Origin of the sequence: Prevotella sp. E15-22 (assembly GCF_023204875.1) — a bacterium.
Lineage (GTDB): Bacteria > Bacteroidota > Bacteroidia > Bacteroidales > Bacteroidaceae > Prevotella.
The window spans coordinates 1,619,913-1,643,105 of the sequence record NZ_CP096247.1 but is presented as its reverse complement, the minus strand read 5'-3'; the positions used below and the strand labels follow the sequence as shown (position 1 = coordinate 1,643,105).

At 41.4% G+C, this 23,193-nt stretch carries 17 protein-coding genes; 7 read left to right on the top strand and 10 right to left on the bottom strand.

All coding sequences use genetic code 11. The features are described from left to right. Both M1D30_RS13795 and M1D30_RS06655 read left to right on the top strand, forming a co-directional pair. Positions 1–591 carry an AbgT family transporter gene (locus M1D30_RS13795; RefSeq protein WP_371874178.1) on the top strand — a complete coding sequence of 197 codons (591 nt, stop codon included), beginning with the start codon at positions 1–3 and terminating at the stop codon, positions 589–591. Positions 592–604: 13 nt separating this feature from the next. Further along, entirely contained in the window at positions 605–1,516 is a 912-nt protein-coding gene (locus tag M1D30_RS06655; RefSeq protein WP_248507635.1) for a glucosaminidase domain-containing protein, read from the top strand. 24 nt (positions 1,517–1,540) lie between these two features. On the opposite strand, the gene M1D30_RS06650 is transcribed toward M1D30_RS06655, so the two are convergent. Further along, positions 1,541–1,906, bottom strand: a complete 366-nt coding sequence (locus M1D30_RS06650; protein ID WP_248507627.1) for a 2-amino-4-hydroxy-6-hydroxymethyldihydropteridine diphosphokinase — start codon at positions 1,904–1,906, stop codon at positions 1,541–1,543. 26 nt (positions 1,907–1,932) lie between these two features. Next, positions 1,933–4,236 (bottom strand): NADP-dependent malic enzyme, encoded by a 2,304-nt coding sequence (locus M1D30_RS06645; RefSeq protein ID WP_248507625.1) that lies wholly within the window; start codon positions 4,234–4,236, stop codon positions 1,933–1,935. Positions 4,237–4,342: 106 nt separating this feature from the next. On the opposite strand from M1D30_RS06645, the gene M1D30_RS06640 reads away from it, so the two are divergent. Genes M1D30_RS06640 through M1D30_RS06630 form a run of 3 tightly spaced genes read left to right on the top strand, consistent with a single transcriptional unit; the run spans position 4,343 to position 7,741 of the window. Next, the gene (locus M1D30_RS06640) at positions 4,343–4,969 is read left to right on the top strand and encodes a TetR/AcrR family transcriptional regulator (RefSeq protein WP_248507623.1); all 627 of its coding nucleotides are present in this window, start codon (positions 4,343–4,345) and stop codon (positions 4,967–4,969) included. Further along, positions 4,962–6,284, top strand: a complete 1,323-nt coding sequence (locus M1D30_RS06635; protein WP_248507621.1) for a GDSL-type esterase/lipase family protein — start codon at positions 4,962–4,964, stop codon at positions 6,282–6,284. The genes M1D30_RS06640 and M1D30_RS06635 overlap by 8 nt, the downstream gene beginning before the upstream one ends. Continuing rightward, entirely contained in the window at positions 6,281–7,741 is a 1,461-nt protein-coding gene (locus M1D30_RS06630) for an MBOAT family protein (protein WP_248507619.1), read from the top strand. Before M1D30_RS06635 ends, M1D30_RS06630 begins: the two co-directional genes overlap by 4 nt. 162 nt (positions 7,742–7,903) lie before the next feature. On the opposite strand, the gene M1D30_RS06625 is transcribed toward M1D30_RS06630, so the two are convergent. From M1D30_RS06625 to M1D30_RS06605, 5 genes are all read right to left on the bottom strand, one after another. Beyond that, positions 7,904–10,060 (bottom strand): putative porin, encoded by a 2,157-nt coding sequence (locus M1D30_RS06625; protein WP_248507617.1) that lies wholly within the window; start codon positions 10,058–10,060, stop codon positions 7,904–7,906. After that, positions 10,057–10,317, bottom strand: coding sequence for a hypothetical protein (locus M1D30_RS06620; RefSeq protein WP_248507615.1), 261 nt, complete (start codon positions 10,315–10,317; stop codon positions 10,057–10,059). Before M1D30_RS06620 ends, M1D30_RS06625 begins: the two co-directional genes overlap by 4 nt. Further along, a complete protein-coding gene (locus M1D30_RS06615) occupies positions 10,318–10,914 on the bottom strand; it encodes a DUF4468 domain-containing protein (protein WP_248507613.1) in 597 nt (198 codons plus the stop codon). A 109-nt stretch (positions 10,915–11,023) separates the two neighbouring features. Beyond that, a complete protein-coding gene (locus tag M1D30_RS06610) occupies positions 11,024–13,036 on the bottom strand; it encodes a CotH kinase family protein (protein ID WP_248507611.1) in 2,013 nt (670 codons plus the stop codon). A 90-nt stretch (positions 13,037–13,126) separates the two neighbouring features. Next, positions 13,127–14,623, bottom strand: a complete 1,497-nt coding sequence (locus M1D30_RS06605) for an L-fucose/L-arabinose isomerase family protein (RefSeq protein WP_248507609.1) — start codon at positions 14,621–14,623, stop codon at positions 13,127–13,129. Between the two features lie 155 nt (positions 14,624–14,778). Between M1D30_RS06605 and M1D30_RS06600 the strand changes: the two genes are divergently transcribed. Both M1D30_RS06600 and M1D30_RS06595 read left to right on the top strand, forming a co-directional pair. Beyond that, entirely contained in the window at positions 14,779–15,342 is a 564-nt protein-coding gene (locus M1D30_RS06600; protein WP_248507607.1) for a 4'-phosphopantetheinyl transferase superfamily protein, read from the top strand. A gap of 2 nt (positions 15,343–15,344) precedes the next feature. Further along, the gene (locus M1D30_RS06595) at positions 15,345–16,238 is read left to right on the top strand and encodes an RluA family pseudouridine synthase (RefSeq protein WP_248507762.1); all 894 of its coding nucleotides are present in this window, start codon (positions 15,345–15,347) and stop codon (positions 16,236–16,238) included. Between the two features lie 149 nt (positions 16,239–16,387). On the opposite strand, the gene M1D30_RS06590 is transcribed toward M1D30_RS06595, so the two are convergent. The 3 genes from M1D30_RS06590 to M1D30_RS06580 form a co-directional block, all read right to left on the bottom strand. Further along, a complete protein-coding gene (locus tag M1D30_RS06590) occupies positions 16,388–17,974 on the bottom strand; it encodes a mannitol dehydrogenase family protein (protein WP_248507593.1) in 1,587 nt (528 codons plus the stop codon). A gap of 291 nt (positions 17,975–18,265) precedes the next feature. Continuing rightward, a complete protein-coding gene (locus M1D30_RS06585) occupies positions 18,266–20,425 on the bottom strand; it encodes a Tex family protein (RefSeq protein ID WP_248507591.1) in 2,160 nt (719 codons plus the stop codon). Positions 20,426–20,441: 16 nt separating this feature from the next. Continuing rightward, positions 20,442–23,192, bottom strand: a complete 2,751-nt coding sequence (locus tag M1D30_RS06580) for a PD-(D/E)XK nuclease family protein (RefSeq protein ID WP_248507589.1) — start codon at positions 23,190–23,192, stop codon at positions 20,442–20,444. Position 23,193 lies beyond the last annotated feature (1 nt).

Genomic DNA, 23,193 nt, shown 5'->3' with positions numbered 1-23,193 from the left:
ATGCCTAAAAGAAATACATCAGTAGCATATATTGCCATAGTACTTGTGTGTGCGGAACTATTGCTCATGCTTTTATCATGGTCTCTTGTCGCCACTCAAACAGAAGGAGTACGTTCTTTGCTCTCAAGCGAAGGACTTCGTTGGTTCTTTGGTCAGTATACTGAAGTTATACTACGACCAGAACTAATTTGGCTAATCCTGGTGTCAATGGCTGTTGGTGTATTTTGGCACAGCGATATCATCGGACGAGGTGGGCGAAACTATCGTCGTTATTTTGCACTGCGTGTTTCTTTCGTTGTATGTGTATTTCTACTATTTGTAGGATTACTACTTGTTATTCTTCCGCATGCTGTTCTGCTGTCATCTACTGGTCAATTATGGCCATCTCCATTTAGCAGGGCTTTGGTTCCATTGTTATCATTGCTTACCATTATAACGTCGTCCATTTATGGATTAGCATGCCGAACCTTTACTTCACTGGTTGATATTATTTCGTCGATTACTTGGGGTATTGAGAAAGCATCATCATTAATTCTACTATATATTCTTTCCTTTCATTTATACGAGTCTTTATACTATGTTTTTTTCTGAACCAAAATTACTGATGAAAAGAATTCTTTTATTGTTTATTGTATGTTTCAATGTGCTGCATGGCTTTTCCCAGTCAGTTTGGAATGCCCGATACCAGCGCTATATAGACCAGTATAAGGATTGTGCTATAGAACAGATGCTGAAACATAAGATTCCTGCATCTATTACACTTGCCCAAGGCTTGCTGGAAAGTGGGGCAGGCGAGAGTACACTGGCACGCAAAGGTAATAATCATTTTGGAATTAAATGTCACGGATGGACAGGCGGAACCATGTATATAGATGATGATGCCCGTAACGAGTGCTTTCGAACCTATAATTCTCCGTTTGATTCCTATGAAGACCATTCACGTTTTCTTGTATCTGGACAACGTTATCGTAGTCTTTTTAGTCTAAAAATAACTGATTATAAAGGTTGGGCGCGTGGATTAAAAGCGGCAGGTTATGCAACCAACCCAAAATATGCCGATAGACTGATAGATATTATTCAGGTCTACAAACTCTATGAATACGACAATGCTCATTCTTATGACAAGTTCATGATGCAACATGCAAAGAACCAGCATGTTAGTGGAAGTCAGCTTCATCCTATTGGCATTTACAATAAGAACTATTTCCTATATGCACGACGTGGGGATACATTCCGTTCCATTGCAGATGAAATTGGAATTTCTTATCGTAAATTGGCCCGTTATAATGAGCGTGACAAGAATGACCGTTTGCAGGAAGGCGAAGTTATATGGCTTAAGAAGAAACAAAGTAAAGCTTCAAAAGAATATAAAGGCCGTACTCACCATGTTCGTCCAGGAGAATCGATGTATACGATTGCTCAGAAATATGGTATTCGTTTGAAGTCTTTGTACAAAATGAATAAACTATCGCCTGACTATGAAATACGTGTTGGTGACGAACTTAAATTGCGATAATCATTTAATTACAATAGTATAAAATTATAGTTGTGGAAGTAAGTTCTTGACATAATGGCGTTCCCAGTCAGCCAAGTGATGACGTTCGTCATCAAACGCCAGTATGTCGAGATCTAATCTCACAATGCCTTTCTCACGTTCTCCAGGCGTACGACCCATTTGTAGCTCAATATCCTTCAAACAACTACGAAGATCTTCGTAGGATAAGGTTGTAGAAGCCTTTACTAACTGGTTCAAATATAGATTTTTCAATTTACAGCCGATAGGTTCTGTCCATACTGCGTCTGTATAATGTGTAAAAGTAAGAATCTGCTCGAGGCACATGCGTGCTTCGGGCAGATTCTTTTCGGCCTCAAAATTTGCGGCCAGCGAGATTATGCAACTATGCATAGCAGTTCTTTAATTAATATACAATATTAAATACTGCGATTATTAATGCGTGTTTTTACTTTGTCAACGTAAGCATCAATTGTTGCAACTGCAACGATATTCACAACATCGCGTACAGAGGCACCGAAGTCAATAAAGTGAATTGGCTTGTTCAGACCCATCTGAATGGGACCAATAATTTCGACATCGGCATCCAACATTTGCAGCATCTTATAACTTGCGCGTGCAGATGTTAGGTTGGGGAACACTAAAGTGTTTACATCCTTACCTTTCAGGCGACTGAATCCATACTGCTCGTCACGCAGCTCGCGATTCAATGCAAAATTTATCTGCATTTCGCCATCGATGGCTAAATCGGGATACAACTGCTGCATCTTATCTACGGCATCACGTACCTTCTGAGCACCATCGCTGTTTGAGCTACCGAAGTTTGAATGCGAAATCATAGATATGACAGGTTTCTCATTAAAGAAACGTACGGCTGTAGCAGCTAACTTCGAGATATCTACAAGTGTATCGGTATCAGGATTCTCGTTTACGAGAGTGTCTGCGATATAAAGTGTGCCCTTTGGCGAGTTGATGATATGCATTGTGCCAAAGTGGTTGTACTCTGGACGTATTCCAATAACCTCGTTAACCACTTTAATAGTATTTGAGTACTTGGTGTAAAGGCCCGTGATAAAGGCATCAGCATCACCGGTTTCAACCATCATCATACCAAAGTAATTGCGCTCAAACATCTTGTCGTTTGCCTCTTGGAAGGTATATCCATCACGTTGGCGCTTCTCTGTTAAAATACGAGCATAACGCTCACGACGCTCTTGCTCTTTAGGATGACGCAGGTTTACTATTTCTATGCCATCCAGGTTGAGGTCCATTTGTCTTGCCATCTTCTCGATAACCTCATCGTTACCCAAAAGAATGGGCTGACAGATACCTTCGCTCTTGGCCTGAACTGCAGCCTTCAACATTGTGGGATGAATTGCCTCGGCAAATACAACGCGCTGAGGATGAGCAGCCGCAGTAGCATAGAGCTTTTGAGTGAGTTTTGTTTCCTGTCCAAGCAGAACAGACAAAGAGTCTTTGTACTGCTCCCAATCATCAATTGTCTTACGTGCAACGCCGCTATCAATAGCAGCTTTTGCCACAGCCGCACTCACTTCAGAGATAAGTCGTGGATCTACAGGTTTAGGAATGAAATAGTCGCGACCAAACTTCAGATTGTTCACTTTATAAACGTCGTTCACAACATCGGGAACAGGCTGCTTTGCCAAATCGGCAATGGCGTGAACGGCCGCCAGCTTCATTTCTTCGTTGATAGCTGTTGCATGTACATCGAGCGCGCCGCGGAAGATGTAAGGGAAGCCGATTACATTGTTAATCTGGTTGGGATAGTCCGTACGTCCTGTTGACATCAACACATCGGGACGAGCGGCCATTGCATCTTCGTATGAAATCTCTGGAACAGGATTTGCCAACGCAAAGATAACGGGATCTTTTGCCATCGAACGCACCATGTCCTGTGTTAATACATTACCTTTAGACAGTCCTACAAAGACATCAGCACCAACAACCGCTTCTGCTAAGGTATGAATATCAGTACGGTTGGTGGCAAAGAACTTCTTTTGTTCATTCAGGTCTTTGCGTTCTGTTGATATGACACCCTTGGAATCGAGCATGACAATGTTTTCCTTTTGGGCGCCAATGGCCATATATAGTTTCGTACATGAGATAGCAGCTGCACCTGCACCGTTTACCACGATGCGTACTTTCTTGATATCTTTGCCATTAACTTCAAGCGCATTCTTTAATCCTGCAGCACTAATAATGGCTGTACCATGTTGGTCGTCGTGCATTACGGGAATGTCAAGTGTACGCTTCAGACGTTCCTCGATGTAGAAACACTCAGGAGCCTTAATATCCTCAAGGTTTATTCCTCCGAAAGTGGGAGCGATACGTTCAACGGCCTCACAGAATTTCTCTGGGTCTTTCTCGTTGACTTCAATGTCGAACACATCAATACCACCATAAATCTTAAAGAGCAAACCCTTACCTTCCATCACAGGTTTGCCACTTAGAGCACCGATGTCGCCAAGGCCCAGAACTGCGGTACCATTCGAGATTACGGCCACTAGGTTTCCTTTATCCGTATATTTATATGCGTCGTCTGGCTTCTCCTGAATTTCCAAGCAGGGATAAGCCACTCCGGGCGAATAAGCGAGTGAAAGGTCTGTTTGTGTCCTGTAAGCTTTTGTGGGCTTTACTTCAATTTTTCCAGGTCTGCCGCTCTCATGATACTCCAAGGCAGCCTCTTTTGTAATTTTTGCCATATTAATGAATCATGTTAAAAATGCAGCGCAAAATTACAAAAATCTCGTGAAAATAGCAACACTTTATTTATCTTTTTTGTACCTTTGCATTATAAAATAAATAGATATGCAAGAAATAAAGGTTTTATCTACTTACAGGTTGTCATTGAAGAGCAAAATCCTTGATTCAGCCATGCTAGATTTTGCCCAGCGCGGCATCAAGTCGGTTAAGATGGATGATATTGCAAAGGGACTTAATATATCTAAGCGTACGCTATACGAGTTGTATGAAAACAAGGAGATTCTGCTTTATGAATGTATCAAGAAGGCAAAGGCTCAGGATGAGCGTGAAATGTTGACGATGATGAGCCAACATGACAACGTGATTGATATTATTCTGAACATCTATAAGATTAAGATAGAGCAGTTCAAGCAAGTCACCCCTCAGTTCTATTCGGACCTGGAGAAGTTTCCCAAAGTAATGTCTTATCTTGAGGAGCAACATGAACGTGACCGTGTCTTGCAGAAACAGTTTATTGTTCGTGGCGTAGAAGAGGGTTACTTCCGTAAGGACGTAGACATTGATATCGTTATCATTATGTTTGATGCACTAAGTCAGTATGTACGTCGTACACGCCTATATAATCAGTATCCTGTGAAGGACATTTTCAACAACATGTTATTTATATCATTTCGTGGCATTTGCACGCAAAAAGGTATAGAGGTTATCGACCGTTTCCTAACGAATGAATGATAGTGCGCGTACTTTTGTACTCGTTGGTTTGGTGGTAGTCATTTTGTTGGCGCTTCATCTCATGCCAACCTTGCATATTGGCGATACAGAACTTCGCAAAGTTAACATCCTTAGTGACGTTCTTCCTGAATACATCAGGGAGCGTGATGCCATTGACCATATACCAACAATTTCGGTCTCTCAGGCTTCTGCTGATAGTACTTGCGAAAATGTAGTTGATGATGGGTTGTCACATTTCTATTCTCAGCTGAATCATATTAAAGAACTTGGCAGACCTTTACGAATTGCCTATTTTGGCGACTCTTTTGTTGAGGGGGATATACTCTCGTGTGATATCCGTGAACAGCTGCAGACAATATACGGCGGAAGCGGAGTGGGGTGGATAGATTGTGGAAGTCAGGTTGCAACATTCCGTCAAACAGTACGACATTCATTCTATGGCATTGACGAATATGAAGTGGTAAAGCTTCCATTTGACAAACAAGTAGAGAGTATAGCCCAACGATATTTCATTGCTCAGGGTGATGCTGGGTTTTCATACAAAGGCGTTTCTGCTCGTAAACATTTGAATACATGGTCGTTGTCTACGTTTTTCTTTCGCACATCCGGTGGCTTTTCTGTTTCCACGAGCATAAATAATGATTCTATTCATGAGGAATATGTTAGTCCTGGCGAGGGGTTGCAAACCATCAAGAATTATCGTAAAGGCACCCATAGCATTAGTTATTGCTTGTCGGACATCAGTCCTAATACCTATTTATATGGTGTAGCCCTTGAAAGTGAATCTGGCGTTGTTGTTGACAATTTCAGCATGCGTGGCTCATCGGGAGTCAGTCTGAAAGATATGCCCCGGAAAGTCCTCAGTGAGTTTGCCTCTGTGCGCCCTTACGACCTCATTATCATTCATTTTGGTCTTAATGTGGTGAACGAAAAGAGTCATGCGGCCAATTATAAAGCCTATACAAGTCAGATGGGGAAAGCCATAGAACATTTGCGTGAGTCTTTTCCGGAGGCCAGTATCCTTGTTGTTAGTATGCCAGATCGCGATCAACGAACGGCAGCTGGTATACGAACGATGCTTGGCGTTGAGAGCCTGGTAGCTTATCAGCAGATTATGGCAGCCGAACATCACACGGCATTCTTTAATCTTTTCGAGGCTATGGGTGGACGTGAGAGTATGAAAGCCCTTGTGGATCAAGGATTGGCCAATAAGGATTATACTCACCTGACTATTGCTGGCGGTCGTCGTTTGGGCACTTTGATTGTCAACTATTTGAATTCGGGCTACGACAGATACAAAAGTATACATCAATGAAAGACAGAATTATTGAACTGCTGACATACCATCCCGACGAGCCAATGATTTTTTCAACTGGCTTGTTCCTTATTTTGTTTTTGGGATTCAGCTTTATATATATGCTATTGCAGCGGCAGCTTAACCTACGCCTTTTGTTCGTCACAGCTTTTTCCTATTATTTTTATTATAAGAGCAGTGGTTTCTATTTCTGTTTGTTAGCTGTCGTAACACTTAGCGACTATCTTATTGCACATTGTATAGCGCGTCATCGTTCACGCTGGCTTGTTGCCTTGAGCTTAATTATTGACCTTGGTTTGCTAGGCTATTTTAAATACACCAATTTCTTTGTAGGCATGTGGACGCAGATGGTTGGTGCCAATTTCCAACCATGGGATATCTTTCTGCCAGTGGGCATCTCTTTCTTCACTTTTCAGAGCATGAGCTATGTCATTGATGTATATCGTGGCGATCTTAAGCCCCTGCCATCATTATTGGATTACGCTTTTTATGTATCGTTCTTCCCTCAACTGGTGGCTGGCCCCATCGTTCGCGCAAGAGATTTTGCACCTCAGATTCGAAAACCAATTACGGTGACAAGCGATATGTTTGCACGTGGCTGTTATTTCATTGTTATAGGTCTGTTTAAGAAAGCAGTTATCAGCGATTATATATCACTCAATTATGTTGATCGCATCTTTGATAACCCGGCATTATATAGTGGTATAGAGAATCTACTCGGCGTCTATGGCTACGCTCTGCAAATTTACTGTGACTTCTCAGGCTATTCGGATATGGCCATAGGTATAGCTCTCTTGTTGGGATTTACCTTCCCCCAGAACTTTAATTCTCCTTATCAATCGGTGAGTATTACAGATTTCTGGCGTCGTTGGCATATTTCTCTTTCTACATGGATTAGAGACTACATTTATATTTCGTTGGGAGGAAATAGAAAGGGTAAGGTTCGACAATATGTCAACCTTATTATTACCATGCTACTGGGTGGCTTGTGGCATGGAGCCAGTCTAAATTTCATTGCTTGGGGTGGTATGCACGGCATTGCACTTGCCATACATAAGTGGACCAGAGAGCACGTCTTTCACCACGACAAACATTACCAAAGCTCAGGTATTCGTTGGTTTATGGCTGTTGTTCTCACCTTTCATTTCGTGGCATTCTGCTGGATATTTTTCCGTAATCATACGTTCGTTGATTCATGGACGATGATTACTCAGATCTTGTACGATTTCCATCCAGAGCTTTTCCCTCAGATCATTTCTGGATATTGGATAGTATTTGCCATGATAGTTGGAGGTTACGTCTTGCATTTTGTTCCTGACTCATGGCAAGAAGGTTTTATTTTAATGTTAAAACGCGGTGGTGTTATTGTTTGCGCATTGCTCATAGCGTTAGTCATCTTCATTGTTATTCAGGTGAAAAGTAGCGAGATTCAACCATTTATATATTTCCAGTTCTAGACTAGAAAGGATTGTGATTAAATAAGTCCTTATGTCTATAAAACAAAAGTATGATATTTACGGCTCGTAAACATCATACTTTTGATTCTTAAATAGCATATTTACTGTCTGAAAACAATATAGTAACGGATTGTAAAATGCAATGCAGATTCTGATAATATATTAATTAAAGAAATTCCATGATATTCCGAAGTGTAGAACTGAAGCATTCATCGGATAGTGAGGCGTCAGGAAATACTGCTTGCGGAATGAGTTTGAAGCCACGTTTTGCATGAGCAAGAAGAATCGTGCATGCTTCAGATGCAGATTTGCATAGAGGTCGATAAATGGAAAATTACCAATCTCCGTAATTGAATTCTGATTCTTCTGTACTGCAAACTGGTTTAGGGCGCTGCAGAACTCAGGAGCTTTATATGATGTGAACCACGTTGCGGAGCCGCCAAGCTCAACTTTGAGAACCTTGGCTATCATGAAATCTAAGTAGAGATTCGAGAATACATTGAGGGTAGGCAAGGGTAGAACATCTTCGTTTGATGAAGACTGGTACGTAATAAGGTTGTCCCAATGCAGAATGCCTAAGCGAATCTTCTGATCCAACTGGGCAGTCATTACATTCAGGTTGCCTCCATGTTGATAAAAACTGGCTGTGAGATTCCTAATTGTTTCGTCGCTACGCACGTATGACATTCCCAGATAAGTGTAATTCTGTATTTCCTCTACTGCCAGGCGAAGGCTTGTGTTCGTTTTTTCGTAAGTGAAGGTTCCTTCAATGCGAGTTCTTGTCTCCTTGTCCAGGTTGTTGTTCCAGCCGAAGTGCTTCGAATTATAATTTCGCTCATAGAATGTAGGATTCAAACGATGAACATATCCTTTGGCCATGAGGCGAACCGTGTCGCCAAGGAAAGCGAAATTCAAATCGGCAGAGGCATCAAGTTTCATCTGACCAGCATCTTCGCCAACGAGCCATGTCTCGCCCAACAAGTCATAGTGCAGGGTATGTCCAAGTGATTTGCGGATTTGAGCGCCTATGCTAACATTGTGTTCGTTGTAACGTTGCATAAAAGCATTGCCGTTTTCATCGTATGCTGGCAACTTGAATCGTCTGATTTCATGTGCTGCAAAGACCTTTAATCCTGCGGGAACATATTTGTTGAATCCCTCAAGCAGTGCGACGGCCATCGTATTCTTCATGGCGAAATGACTGGTGATGTCACAGATGGAGTCACCTGTATAATCTTCATAAGGATATTCGCATGCCCATTTATAGTACTTTTTGGGCGTATCGTATGCTAAATAACGTCGCTCGTAGTCGCCCAGTTCAAGTGTATGGATAAAACTCGTTACAGGCACAAATTCCTGTTTCATATACTGTTCTGTCGAGTCCATTTTCTGAATCTCGGCACGCATACTGTCTGTTTCGGCAAACTGTCGGGCTTTGATCTCGTCCTCTGTCATTTTTACCTTTTTATAGAAACCTAACGCATAGCGATGTGTAAGAAACAGCTGCTTATTATCGTTTCTATTCCAGTTTCTTTGCAGTATGACGGGTATCTCGTTTGCCCTAAACGATTGCTCAGTTAATTCTGGATGTGTGATATAATTATCATTAGTAATACCGCCATTCTCGGTGGCCTTCTCATGGAAGGTTGAGAATAGTGCGTGTAATTGATATTGATCGGCTAAATAAGCTGTCCAGAATGTTGCTCCAAAATGGCTGATGCTTTGGTTCTGATAATAACCACGGGCGTAGGCATAGTCAAGATCGAAGCCAAATCCCAACTTCTTTCCTGCATTAACAGCAAATTTTGCATTCAAATGATCTTCGCCATCTTGTTTGTCGCCGCAGTTGTCGTATGTTAAATTGGTAATCGGAGATAGGGAGTTGGTAAAGTGCCACTCATCAGGTTGCTTGTGTACTTGATCATAAACATCAAGGAAGAGAAATTGTGATTTCTCCTTACGGTCAATAAAAATACGGTTTTGACGTGCCGTATAGTTTGAGCCCACGGTGTTAAACTGCCCATATCGTCCCGTACCAAGTGTTGACTGTGGGAAAAGATGGGGCATTGTGTCAATATCAGCCTTAATGATATCGCCGAATTTTCGGTCTATTGTCCAGACTTTTAATCCAATAGGAATTTCTTTGTCTTGTTTTGTTGAATCGTTTCCGTGGGGATTGAATGTGTGATTTCTTGCCCCATACGTGCTTATTTCGTCGGGTTGATTAAATGCATCGAAATCATCTTGGGCAGAAATGTTTATGCCGCCTACAAGGATGAAGGCGGCAATAAGAAATAATCGATATGGTGCTAAACTCATATTTTTAGTATTCGCAGCGCTAATTCTATAAATTTGAATACGGAGGCTACAATAAGAATATAAATGGCCACCTGCTGACTGGCGTAGAAATATACAATCAAACCAGCGATGGCACCAATCATAAAAATGATATTAAGCCAAAAACGGAGGTTTCGTGTCTTACTTGAATCGCGAAAGGGCTCTAGATTATGGCGCTTGGGATGTTCTACTAGGTCGCGTTCTTCGGGACTAAGTAGCGATTCATTATTGTTGCTCATTTACTTTTGAAGCAGTTTCGTGAAACGATTAAAGAGGTAATCCTTGCGGTCAATAGTCTTGCGGCGGAATTTACCGCTAACGCGCGCCAGTTTATTCTGCTTGCGATTTAATCCGTAGCGGTCTGTAATCCACTCTTCTGCATTATAAGCCGTTGCATCACGCTCCTCATCATAAAGATAATGAATGCGAGTCAACTGAATATCAGCAGCACCATCTTTACAATTAACCATTATGGTATAAAAGAATCGTGTGCGGTCGAGAACAAGGGGCTTGTTCTTGAATACCAACCATTCTTGATATTGTCCCACTAATTTACCGGTACTCTTATCAGCTAATGATAAACGAGACTGCTCTATCTGATTTGGCTCTTTAGTCAGCCGTAGTAAGTCTTCCTGGAGCAATGAGAATATCTCGTCCGCATTCTTGCCTGGTGCATTAATGGTTGTTTGGAATATAACGTGTCCATCCTTTTCAGGGACAGCTCCTACCAGATATTTGGCATCGTTTTCTACAACTTGTACCTGTTCCCATGTGTTGTCTTGTGCGAAAGAAACCATGGGCAGTGCCATCATCATTGCAACTAAAATTATTTTCATATCCATTAATTTTAAAAAATGCTGCGCAAAGATACAAAGTTTTTCCTTTTCTCACAACCACTTTGTCATGTTTAACTCCATTTAACAGCAAAAAAGTAAAGATTGAAGTTTATCTAGTGAATTTAACAGAACGTGTCTGGCCATCGACTGACCACATGACCATATAAACACCATTACGCTGAGAAAGCATGGAGAAGGTGTCCTTGGCAAGGAATGTGCCTACCAACTGGCCATTAGCTGCATAAACTTTTACTGTAAAGGTTAGTTCCTCTGGACTACTACATCCGAAGTGAAGTTCCTTCGTTTGTGGGTTATATGCTAGGGCATAGTCTTCTGGTTCTTTTATGTCATTAATACCGTCAACTTCCTCTGGTATACTTCCATTGGGAGTAATAAACCATAGTCTGTTGGTACTAGTACTATTCTTCGAGTCATTTGTGTAACTCACTATGGGAGTGTTGTCGTCCGCATTGCCGGCATATAAATTCGCTATGTGTTGGGTATGAATGTTAAGCAAATTATAATAACCTGCTGAACCTTGTGGTATTATTTCCCATAGTTGTCTTTCGTCTTGGTCATTAACGTCGGCAACGTTCAGCTGCGTTCCTACGTTTGTCTCTGGTCCAACATCTCCAATTGTTGGGTCATTAAGGGCTTTATTCGTATGACGATTAATAATTTGGTAACGCGAACCAATCTTCTTTATAATCCAATCCTGTAATTCACTACCAAGGTCATTGGTTAGTTGTATAATGTTTTCTCCATCAATACTTACAGCTTTCTGGGTTTTTGCATTTGTAATATGATAATAGTAGTTTTGAGGTTCAAATGCTACTACAGGTTTTTGGGTTTGTTTGTCGGCAAATGCCTGCAAGAGATAATCGCAGTGCTGAGTTATAAAATTCTTTAAATCAGTAACATATCGATCGTATGAAGAGTATAGAACAATTTCATGATACATTCTTTTATTAATTCCCCATTTCTCATAATTTAGTTCTTGCGATTGCTGAAGCAACGAGGTAATACTGTCTACTTTGGATTGTAGATAGTCAACAAGACCTAAGGAAAGTAGTTCCTGATAACGTTCGTTGACCTTGTTTTGAAACCAAGGATCTTTCCACATCTTAATAATCCATGATCGTGATCCGTTGTAAGCAATGTCGACCATAAGAGAATTAACAGAACTTTCAAGATTCTTCTCATTTTTAATTCGATAGTCGTTGTTGTATGCAATATCGTAATCCCATAAAGGCCCCCAGAAAAGACGTGGATTATCTTTCTCTTTATAAAAATAGGTACTATAAAATCCGTCGATGTTAGCACTTACCTCTGTGCAGAGGTACCAGTCAATTAGCGAGGTGGTATCTACGTAAGCCCTATAGCCAGTCAAGCTGTCTGTGAAATTGGTGGACGAAAGTGCCTTCTCGAAGGTGTTGTTAATATAGTTGCGGATATACTGAGTCTGTCTACTGTCTATCTCGTCGTCCTCGGGATAGTGAATTCGTACAGGTGTATAAAATGTGCTTGTATTGAAACAATTACCATCACGGAATCCATCTACTTCAAGAAGATATCCGCCTGTGATATTTGTTGTATCTGTAATCGGGTAGGGCTGTTCTTCTATATTAACTCGATGGGCCTTTACTTCTACTTGATCACTTATTTGATAAGTACCAATATACTCATTGTTAAGTATCAAGTCAACAAATTTTGCTGCAGGGTTGAACTTTAGCGATGTAAAAGCACCCATAGCCGATGTGACGGCGTTGCGCATCATTGTCTTGTCACCAGCATTTGCTAGTAATGTCCACTTCTTGGCTTTTGCATATCCTTTTCCAAGGAATTTCTCTTTATTGTTGAATTTTAGTTTGTATGGCTTTTTTGCCATATTCCATGTGGAATTACCTCGTCCACGAATAGACACACTGTCGTATGAAATGACATTATCAATTTCATCTACATAGTAAAGTTTGCAATACTTATACTCTTGTTTACTATAAATATTTCTTCCATCGAATGTTTCAATATATATAGCTGGCAAATCTGTCTTTCGAACATATTGAGCATAGACAGACTGAAGAGATAACAAAAATAGTAGAAGTATAGTAGATTTTAGTTTCATGTAGTGAAATGTTATTGCGCAATTAGTTTCTAGAGTAGTATAGAAAAGTGTCCACGATGACCTCGCGATCATCGTGAACACATTATTATATTATGCGAACGGATTCTCTGTGGGGTAGAAGTCTCCCTTGGGGAAGTTGTAGTCAATCTCCTCAACAGGGATTCCCATATACTTCAGAACCTCCCACAAATACTTACCAGCGTGCTCGAACATCACGGCTGCGTGGTGAGGATAGTGCTTTTCGATCAGCACGTGACGATAGAAGCGGCTCATGTTCTTGATACCGAAGATACCGATAGAGCCGAATGAGCGTGTGGCCACGGGGATGATCTCGCCCTGAGCGATATAGGCGCGCAGCTTGGTGTCGGCAGTAGACTGCAGACGATATACAGTAGCCTTGCCAGGAGTCAGGTCGCCCTCCAGAGTACCGTTGGTCACCTCTACAGGCAGGGCGCGGGCCATAATGCGCTGGAAGCACATTTGACAGTTGCAAACCTTACTTGAAGCAGTGTTACCACAGTGGAAGCCCATGAAGATTTCCTTGTCGGTGTAGGTGTCGCAAGCGAACTTCTTGCCCTTGATGCTCTCCTCGTACATATCCTTAGGAACGCTGTTATTGATGTCGAGCAGTGTAACGGCATCCTGAGTGATGCAGGTGCCGATATACTCAGACAGAGCACCATAGATATCCACCTCGCAAGCTACGGGGATACCGCGACCAGTTAAGCGGCTATTCACGTAGCAAGGAACGAAACCGAACATGGTCTGGAAAGCAGGCCAGCACTTGTTTGCCATAGCTACGAACTGGCGTGAACCCTTGTGACCCTCAATCCAGTCGGTCAGCGTAAGTTCATACTGAGCAAGTTTAGGCAGCACTGAAGGAATCTTGTTTCCTGTGCCCAGTTCTTTTGCCATATCTGCTACAACAGCATCGATACGTGGATCGCCTTGGTGCTTCTGGAAAGCTTCGAGCAGGTCGAGCTCTGAGTTCTCCTCGATTTCAACGTCAAGGTCATAGAGGGCACGGATAGGAGCATTACAAGCTAGGAAGTTGTTGGGACGAGGACCGAAGCTGATAATCTTCAAGTTCTGCAGACCTACAATAGCACGTGCGATGGGCAGGAACTCGTGAATCATCTCAGCGCATTCGGCAGCGTCACCTACGGGCTCCTCAGGGATGTAAGCACGGGTCTTACGCAAAGAGAGAGCCTGGCTGGCGTTCAGCATACCGCAGTAAGCGTCGCCACGACCGTCGATCAGGTCATTCTGAGTCTCCTCAGCAGCAGCGCAGAACATGGTGGGGCCCTGGAACCAGTCAGCAATCATGGTCTCAGAAATCTCTGGACCAAAGTTGCCAAGATACACGCAGAGGGCATTACATCCAGCCTTCTTCACATCCTCAAGAGCCTGTTGAGCATGAATCTCGCTCTCGACGATACAGATAGGACACTCGTAGATACTGTCCTTACCGAACTTCTCTACATATTTTGCGATAACAGCCTTACGACGGTTAACAGCAAGAGATTCAGGGAAACAGTCGCGGCTTACAGCGACTATTCCGACTTTGATTACAGGAATATTTTCCATTTTCAACATAAAGAGTTAATAAAGTATTTTTTTTTAAGTTCGTGCAAAGATAGGTACTTTTTTCTAATCTGCCAAATAATTTGAACAAAATCTGATGTAGTTTTTTTATGAGAAAAATTGGAGTTTGAGAATTTTTGAGTAATTTTGCACCCTGAATGGTTTATGTTGATGAGGAAATATATGCATTTGATCTTCAAAAGGCTTTGCTTAGTATTAGTGAACAGCGCCGTAAACAAGCTCTTCGCTATAAAAATGAGCAAGGCCAACGCTTGTGTGTAAGCGCTTATCTTCTATTAAAGCATGCATTAAAAGATCAAGAAGGAATCACCGAAAACCCAATCTTCGAATTTGGACCTCATGGCAAACCATCTATTGTAGGACATCCAGAGCTGCATTTCAGCTTAAGTCATTGCAGAGAGGCTGCAGTATGTGTACTTAGTCGTCGCCCTATTGGTATTGACGTGGAGAGCTTAGGCCGCTATCGTGAGGCAGTAGCACGCTACGTTATGAGTAATTCTGAGATGCAGCGTATCAAGCAGGCAGCGAATCCTGAATTGGAGTTTGTCCGACTATGGACTATGAAGGAGAGTTTATTAAAACTAACAGGAGAGGGTATAAACGATTATATGAAAAATGTACTCAAGGATATTCCCGAAAGTTGTTTTACGACTATAGAAAATTTGGAAAAGAACTACATTTATACCATATGTGAACTATGAAAATGAATACAGAATACCTTCAAGGAGGTGAATACGAATACTATACTGTTGAGAATTCAATGCCATTGTTAGAATGGTTGTTGGAACACGTAGGTCAGAGCAGAACAAAAATCAAAGCAACTCTGCAGGGACGTGGCATCAAGGTTAATGGAAAAACTGTAAGTCAATTTGACTTTCCATTATTGCCAGGCATGAAAGTAGCAGTAAGCAAAACAAAACGTAACCAGCAACAGTTTAAAAGTCGTTACGTTAAGATTGTTTATGAAGACCGTTGGATTATTGTTGTTGAGAAGAATATTGGAATATTATCGATGGCAGCTGGTCATTCTTCACTAAATGTAAAAAGTGTACTTGATGATTATTTCAAGAAAAGTCGACAGAAATGTACTGCACATGTTGTACATCGTTTGGATCGTGACACTAGCGGATTAATGGTTTACGCTAAAGATATTGAAACAGAACAGATTTTGGAACATAATTGGCATCAGATTGTGTACGATCGTCGTTATGTAGCAGTAGTAAGCGGTGAGATGATGGAAGACGAAGGTACCATCCAAAATTGGTTAAAGGATAATAAAGCATACATCACTTATTCTTCACCTGTGGACAATGGTGGCAAATTGGCCATCACTCATTTCCACGTGATTGATCGTACAACAGAACACACATTAGTAGAGTTTAAACTTGAAACGGGACGTAAGAACCAGATTCGTGTTCATTCAGCAGATATGGGTCATCCTGTTTGCGGTGATGTAAAATATGGCAATGGTGATGATCCTCTTCATCGACTTTGTCTGCACGCTTGGTTATTATGCTTCCATCATCCCATTACAGGTGAACCGATGGAATTCGAGACTCCTATACCTACAGTTTTCCGTCAACTATTTAAGAAATAATAATGATTACTTGCAATTGGATATATTATGTGGTAGCATTGGCAATTATTGTATTTGTTGCCCTATTTATAAAAAAGGTGACGAGTTGTATGATGAAACTTGCCCTGTTTTTCATACTACTCGTCATCTTATGCGTTTCTTATTATCTTTTATCTTGCAGAAACGTATTTGTGTAACGTCTTACGTACGGCACCTTTGCCAGCAAATAATTCCTTTACCATATCTTCAATCTGCTTGCCAAGACCTGCTTCATAGAGGTCGAGACCAAATACATCTTTCCTGCTGTATAGAGTCTTCAAACATGTCCAATCTTGATTGGGTTTCCCAATCTCTAATGGAGCAATGATAGATTGAAGTTCTGCTAACATGGGATCAGGCGAAGGTTCGAATGTGGTAAGATCATCTTTTAAACCTTTTAAATAACGTGCATAACCAGCCAACGTGAGGGGAATAAGCACAAGATTATTCATGTCTAGTCCTCGCGTGATATACTTCTTTAAAGTCTCGCCAAAGCGGATGGGTAATTTCTGAGAGGTATCACATGCTATACGCTGTGGTGCATCTGGCATAAAGGGATTGGGGAGACGACGATTAATAACTGCACCGATAAATTCGTATGGATTTAACACTCCTGGATCAACAACAACAGGCATTGCCTCAATATAACCAATTTTCTGAATAAACGATCTTATATCTACATCTTTCATCTCTGCAGAGATAAGTGTATAATCGAGCAAACATCCATAGATACTCATTGCTGTATGAAGAGGATTTAGGCAGGTCGTCACTTTCATTGTCTCAACCTTGTCTACGGTTTCACGAGTGGTATATAAAGCACCACCAAGATTTAATGGAGGACGTCCGTTTGTATAGTTATCCTCAATTACTAAATACTGTACCTCTTCTGCATTCACAAATGGTGCGGTAAACGTATGTTTTTCAGTTTCAATATAATTATTGTCTTCGAATCCATCAGCCGCAAGAAGCTCTTTTACTTTTTCATGAGGGCGAGGAGTAATTTTGTCAATCATAGACCAAGGGAATGTAATCTTAGTCTCATTTCTTAAATAGTCGAGGAAGGCAGAGGGAGCTAATCCATCCTTCACCCATCGCTCTGCATAGGCTAATACGCCTGTTTTTACTTTGTCACCATTATGCGAGCAATTATCCATACTTTGAATGGTGAGAGGTAATTGACCAGCCTTAAAACGCTCGAGTAATAATGAACAGACCTTACCCATTGCAAATATAGGATTTAATCCTCGTGCCAAATCGTTATCATTGAACGTATATCCCTTTTCGGTAATTGTAAAGGAAATCATTTGCAAACTAGGCTTTTTGAATATTTCTATGAGCCTTTTCCAATCCTCAAATTGTGGGTCAGCCTTCAGTGCTTCGGTAACTGATGCAATCACTTTCTTTTCAATATTGCCTGAACTTTGCAAGCTAACCAATAATGACAGATTATTATATGGTGTATATGCTTTGTCAATTACTTCGAAGTCAAAAGTTTCTGCCACAATAACTCCACGATCGTATTTGCCTGTATTTAAGGCATCATTAAGAATAGCCGCAGGAAAAGCACGAAAAATGTTTCCTCCTCCAAAATGTACCCAAGTAGGTTCTTTGTAGGTTTTTTCACGAATTGCTTTAATATCAAACTTAGGGAGTTCGTAACCTTTCTGCTCCCATTCTGTGGCATTTAGTTGACCACTTAGTATTTCGTTTAATTTCATAATTAGAATGTTTTGGTTTTTGGTATGCAAAGGTACAAATAAAGTGGTCAAATGCAAAAAAATGGGTATTAATTTTGATAAATTGTATAATTTACTTGTACAAATCAAGATTATTTTGTATATTTGCACTCGATAAGATGTTATATTGACATCAATTCACTTTTTGTTATTTAATGGTTATGGTGTTGCCTTTCGTGAGAAACGCATCATTTGTGTTTATGATTGATAAAAAACGCCTTGTTTGTGAAAACAAGGCGTATTTATTATCTAAATATATATTTCTGTAATTATTTAATCTTTCATACTTAGTGAGATGCGATTACGTCGATGATCTATTTCAATGATACGTACATTTACATGTTGATGAAGTTTTACCACATCATTGGGATCTTTCACGAATTTATTTGCCATCTGTGATATATGTACGAGGCCATCCTGATGAACACCGATATCAACAAAAGCTCCAAAAGCTGTGATGTTGGTGACAATTCCAGGCAATTCCATTCCTTCAACAAGGTCATCTACTGTTTCTATTCCTTCGGCAAAATGAAATTCTTCAGGTTGCATGCGAGGATCTCGACCGGGTTTCTCAAGCTCTTTAATTATGTCGTTAAGGGTGGGTAAACCTACTTCGCTTGTGACATAATGATGTATATTAATATTGGATCTATAATCTTTTTCATTAATGAGATCTCGTATGGTGCAATGCTGATCCATTGCCATACGTTCGACAATGGAATAACTTTCTGGATGAACAGCACTATTGTCGAGCGGATTTATAGCATCAGGGATACGCAAGAAACCTGCACACTGCTCGTAGGCAGATGGTCCTAGACGTGGAACCTTTTTAAGCTGAGAACGACTAGTGAAAGCACCGTTCTCTCGACGATAGTCAACAATATTCTTAGCTAACGCAGGCCCTAGTCCACTAATATATTGTAGCAGATGTTGTGAAGCCGTGTTAACGTTAACACCTACCGCATTTACACAGAGAATTACTGTTTGATCAAGTTGTTGCTTGAGCTTAGCTTGATCTACATCGTGCTGATATTGCCCTACACCAATGCTCTTGGGATCAATCTTGACCAGTTCTGCCAGCGGGTCCATAAGTCTACGACCTATAGAAACTGCTCCTCTAACTGTTACATCTTCATTGGGAAATTCTTCGCGAGCAACTTTTGAGGCAGAGTAGACGGAAGCACCGTCTTCACTGACAACGAAAACTTTTGGTTTGTCATTAGATGCTGTGTTGGAAGACATGTCAGAAATACATTCCTCCACAAAGGTGCGAGTCTCTCGACTCGCTGTACCATTGCCTATAGCGATAGCCTCTATTTTATATTGCTTAATTAACTGCTGTATGTGTGTGTTGGCTTGCATACGCTTGTTTATGGGCGGATGGGGAAATATAGCTTCATGGTGAAGTAATGAGCCTTGAGAATCGAGACACACTACCTTGCAGCCTGTGCGGAAACCAGGATCAATACCCATCACACATTTTTGACCTAAAGGAGCCTCTAGTAATAGTTGGCGTAAATTTTCTGCAAATACACGAATAGCTTCTGCATCGGCTTGTTCCTTACTCATGTTACTAAACTCCGTCTCGATGGCGGGTTTTAATAGACGTTTATAGCCATCTTCAACAGCTTCTGCCACGAGTTTCCCACACGGTGTATCGCCGTAGACGTAATGTCGTTGCAGACGTTCAATGCATTCGTTGTCATCAATAGGATTAATGCTTATACGAAGGATACCTTCGTTTTCACCGCGACGCATGGCCAAGAGGCGATGACTTGAACAATGCTTCAAGGGTTCGTGCCAATCAAAATAATCGCTATATTTTGCAGCTTCACTACAATTTACCTTTGTTTTAACGGCCTTTGAGGTAATAATTGCTGTACGACGGAAGGCACCACGCACTTGTTGTCGACTGCGTTCGTTCTCACTCACTTGTTCAGCAATGATGTCTTGAGCACCTTTAATGGCGGCAGCAATAGTTGGAACATCGTCAGTAATAAAACGGCGGGCTGCTAACTCTGGATTACGTTCTCGCTGCAGAAGAAGTATATTTGCCAAAGGATCCAGCCCTTGTTCGCGGGCTATTTGAGCACGTGTGCGACGACGAGGCTTGAACGGTAGATATATATCCTCAAGTTCGTTTGCATCCCAACAATCATTGATACGTTTCGCGAGTTCTTGCGTCAGTTTGTCCTGTTCTGCGATGGTTTTCAGAATAGTTTCTTTACGTTTCTCGATGTCTTTCAATCGTTCATAGTAATCACTTATTGCAGCTATCTGCACTTCGTCAAGACCACCGGTACGTTCCTTGCGATAGCGCGAAATAAAAGGAATGGTGCATCCCTCATTGAGAAGTGTCAATGTGTTGATAACCGCTTCCATGCTTAATTGCAGACTTTGGGCTATGAGTTTGGCAATGATGTTCTGTTGCATATAAATATTTGTTTCGTTATTTAATACTACATAACTGTTTGTAGGGACAGTTGCGACAGCGATTTCGATCATCAGTAGGAACAAAGGCTATTTGTGAATTGAATATCTCATCAATCTTTTCTGTAACTAACTCGGTGAAGCGTTTGCTGTAGTCTGCAACATCGTTAATTGGGGTTCGGCCGAAGCATATTGTTGGGTCATAATCTGGACCACTAGAGTGCTGGATGAACAACAGAGCAGGTGATACTGGTATTGTTGGATGCTGGGCACGGACAATACATGAATAAAGAAAGGCCTGCAGATAATAGTCACTATGATTCTGAAGACTCTCTGGGGCGAATATTGCATCGACATCAGTCAGCGGGCGAGGCTGTCGACTCCCAGTCTTATAGTCAATAACACGAATTATTTCAATGCCATCTTTATTAATGCGATCAAGACGGTCGATACGTCCGCCAATCATTGTTGTGATATATTGTGTTGATACAGTGCTCTTTACATCAATCTCAAGTCCTTCAATATAAAAAGGTGCCAAGTTGCGATCAATTTCAAGCAAGCGCATGATATAATGAATAATAACCTCGCGGTTTATGAGTTGCAAACCGTTTAGTTCCAAGCGCTCGGAAGGCTTGCACTTGAACAGTTCCTTACTTATGGCCTCATCAACAGCTCGTTCAATGTCTATACGATTATTTAATAATTGTTCGACATCCCCTTTCATAATCTGGCGACTCTTATCCATGAGTCGAGCATATATTTTTTGTGATGCCTCGTGGAAGATATTTCCAAAGATACGGTTATCAATGGTCTCATCTATAGGAGCATCTGGTTCACGGAGGCCGCAGGCATAGGTATAATAGAACATCAATGGGCAACGCATATAACGATTGATGGCAGTAGGAGTGAGTAGTGCCTGTGGATGGAAATGACTTAAAATAGCCTGCATTACTTCAGGCGATTTTTCTACAGCAACGGGTTGGAAAGGTGTGAACTGCTGTCCCGCCTGAAGTGTTTCGTATTTAATTGCGTGATTATTATCTTCAACCATCAATTGAAGCATGAACCGACTCATCTCTCCCTTACCGTTGTCTGTTGTGGCGTTGCTATATAGTATGGTGACGTCGGAAGCGCGCTGAATTAGACGGTGGAAATAATAGCTGAAGATTGCTACCTTGTGGTCGACGGTGGTTAATCCATAAGCCTTGCGAAGGTTGTATGGAATAAAAGATGTATCGTTGACACCGCGAGGCAGGTTGCCTTCATTGCATGAAAGAATAAGTACGTGGTCAAAATCAAGATTTCGTGTTTCAAGAACTCCCATAATTTGAATACCTTCAGCGGGTTCACCGTGAAAAGGGATAGATGTCGATTGAATAATCTGGCCGATGAGTCGTTGAAGAGTAGAGATGTTTACCAGCAGGTCTTCACTTTTGATGAGTGACAGCAAGCGATTGAGTAGGGTATAGGACTTGAATACAGCTTCCTGGAATAGGGGCGAGTTGTCGTCGGATTTGCGAGCTATTGCGGTGAGAATATCGCACATCCATTCCACTAGCTGAGCGTTGTCGTCGGCTTGCTGCAAGGGATGAATGAGTTCCGCAGGAACGTTGCTAATGTAGGGATGGCGCATAAGGTTGTTGAGCAAACGAGGCCTGAAGCGTTTGCGATGCTGATCATAACCTAATGTCTGAAGGTTGATGAGCATGTTGATGAGTGAGGCCACGGGTGATTGTGAAAGAGGGAAGCCTGTTGTGATGTTCAGCTTTTCTACTTCGTTGGGAATACAGTGGACCACAGTTTGTAGCAGGTTCTCGTTACACAGGACGATAGCCGTACGCCGACCATCGTCCAATCGTTGATTCTCGCGGAGCCATGTGCTGATATAGCGTGCCTGAATATTTTCTGTTGGAGCCGACATGAAAGTAATCTCTTTCTGTTTGACAAAGTTACGATAAATATCGTCGCAGTTGATGTCAAGTTCATTAGGAAAATCTGCCAAATGATGGCAGATGTAGTGGCCGGCTTCATTATCTTTCATGTAATAATGATCAAAATCCCAGTAGAAATAAGCATGTCGCTCGCGCTTGAGTTTCATGAAAAGCTGTCGTTCAACTTCTTGTAAGAGATTAAAACCTATGAAGATATATGTGTCATAAGCAAAGTCAATGTCTTCACGTGTAACAACCTCGCGATAGAGAGCACCTTCATAGGTCAAACCCTGTTCTGCAAGTCTATCGTTAAAATCATGATAGATGTCAACCATGTGAGACCATAGGCGCAAGAAGCGTTCCTTAAGTTGTGAGTTGTTGTCTTCTGAGAAATTACTAAAGAACTTAGCTAGTATTTCTTTCTGATGAGGTGTTAGATAACTGGCATCATCCAGTTCATGGAGGTCGCGTAGATTAGCAAATACTTTCTCAGCATCAGCCATGTTCTTATCTAGGTCGTCGAAGTCGGCTAACAGAAGCTGCCCCCAGCTATAAAAGTGGTCAAGGGTTTCTTCGATGCCTGTTTGCGAAATGAAAGACTTATGAAGATCACATACTTGTTTGATAGAATCGGCAACCGTGCGAGATGAGTTATGACGGAAGAGATCGCTGATGGTGATGTAGGAAGGACTCCAGATGGGCTTATCTGCAAGTTTAGCCAAATGTGAATTTAAAAACAATGCTGCACGCTTGTTTGGAAACACGATGGCCACTTTACTCAAATCGCTTCCATGTTTTGCGAGGATATCTTTTGCTACGTATTCTAAGAATGATTTCATG

Excerpts from the sequence above, each read along its gene's own strand:
- M1D30_RS13795 (WP_371874178.1), top strand. The coding sequence starts at position 1 with ATGCCTAAAAGAAATACATCAGTAGCATATATTGCCATAGTACTTGTG.
- M1D30_RS06655 (WP_248507635.1), top strand. The coding sequence starts at position 605 with ATGAAAAGAATTCTTTTATTGTTTATTGTATGTTTCAATGTGCTGCAT.
- M1D30_RS06650 (WP_248507627.1), bottom strand. The coding sequence starts at position 1,906 with ATGCATAGTTGCATAATCTCGCTGGCCGCAAATTTTGAGGCCGAAAAG.
- M1D30_RS06645 (WP_248507625.1), bottom strand. The coding sequence starts at position 4,236 with ATGGCAAAAATTACAAAAGAGGCTGCCTTGGAGTATCATGAGAGCGGC.
- M1D30_RS06640 (WP_248507623.1), top strand. The coding sequence starts at position 4,343 with ATGCAAGAAATAAAGGTTTTATCTACTTACAGGTTGTCATTGAAGAGC.
- M1D30_RS06635 (WP_248507621.1), top strand. The coding sequence starts at position 4,962 with ATGAATGATAGTGCGCGTACTTTTGTACTCGTTGGTTTGGTGGTAGTC.
- M1D30_RS06630 (WP_248507619.1), top strand. The coding sequence starts at position 6,281 with ATGAAAGACAGAATTATTGAACTGCTGACATACCATCCCGACGAGCCA.
- M1D30_RS06625 (WP_248507617.1), bottom strand. The coding sequence starts at position 10,060 with ATGAGTTTAGCACCATATCGATTATTTCTTATTGCCGCCTTCATCCTT.
- M1D30_RS06620 (WP_248507615.1), bottom strand. The coding sequence starts at position 10,317 with ATGAGCAACAATAATGAATCGCTACTTAGTCCCGAAGAACGCGACCTA.
- M1D30_RS06615 (WP_248507613.1), bottom strand. The coding sequence starts at position 10,914 with ATGAAAATAATTTTAGTTGCAATGATGATGGCACTGCCCATGGTTTCT.
- M1D30_RS06610 (WP_248507611.1), bottom strand. The coding sequence starts at position 13,036 with ATGAAACTAAAATCTACTATACTTCTACTATTTTTGTTATCTCTTCAG.
- M1D30_RS06605 (WP_248507609.1), bottom strand. The coding sequence starts at position 14,623 with ATGGAAAATATTCCTGTAATCAAAGTCGGAATAGTCGCTGTAAGCCGC.
- M1D30_RS06600 (WP_248507607.1), top strand. The coding sequence starts at position 14,779 with ATGGTTTATGTTGATGAGGAAATATATGCATTTGATCTTCAAAAGGCT.
- M1D30_RS06595 (WP_248507762.1), top strand. The coding sequence starts at position 15,345 with ATGAATACAGAATACCTTCAAGGAGGTGAATACGAATACTATACTGTT.
- M1D30_RS06590 (WP_248507593.1), bottom strand. The coding sequence starts at position 17,974 with ATGAAATTAAACGAAATACTAAGTGGTCAACTAAATGCCACAGAATGG.
- M1D30_RS06585 (WP_248507591.1), bottom strand. The coding sequence starts at position 20,425 with ATGCAACAGAACATCATTGCCAAACTCATAGCCCAAAGTCTGCAATTA.
- M1D30_RS06580 (WP_248507589.1), bottom strand. The coding sequence starts at position 23,192 with ATGAAATCATTCTTAGAATACGTAGCAAAAGATATCCTCGCAAAACAT.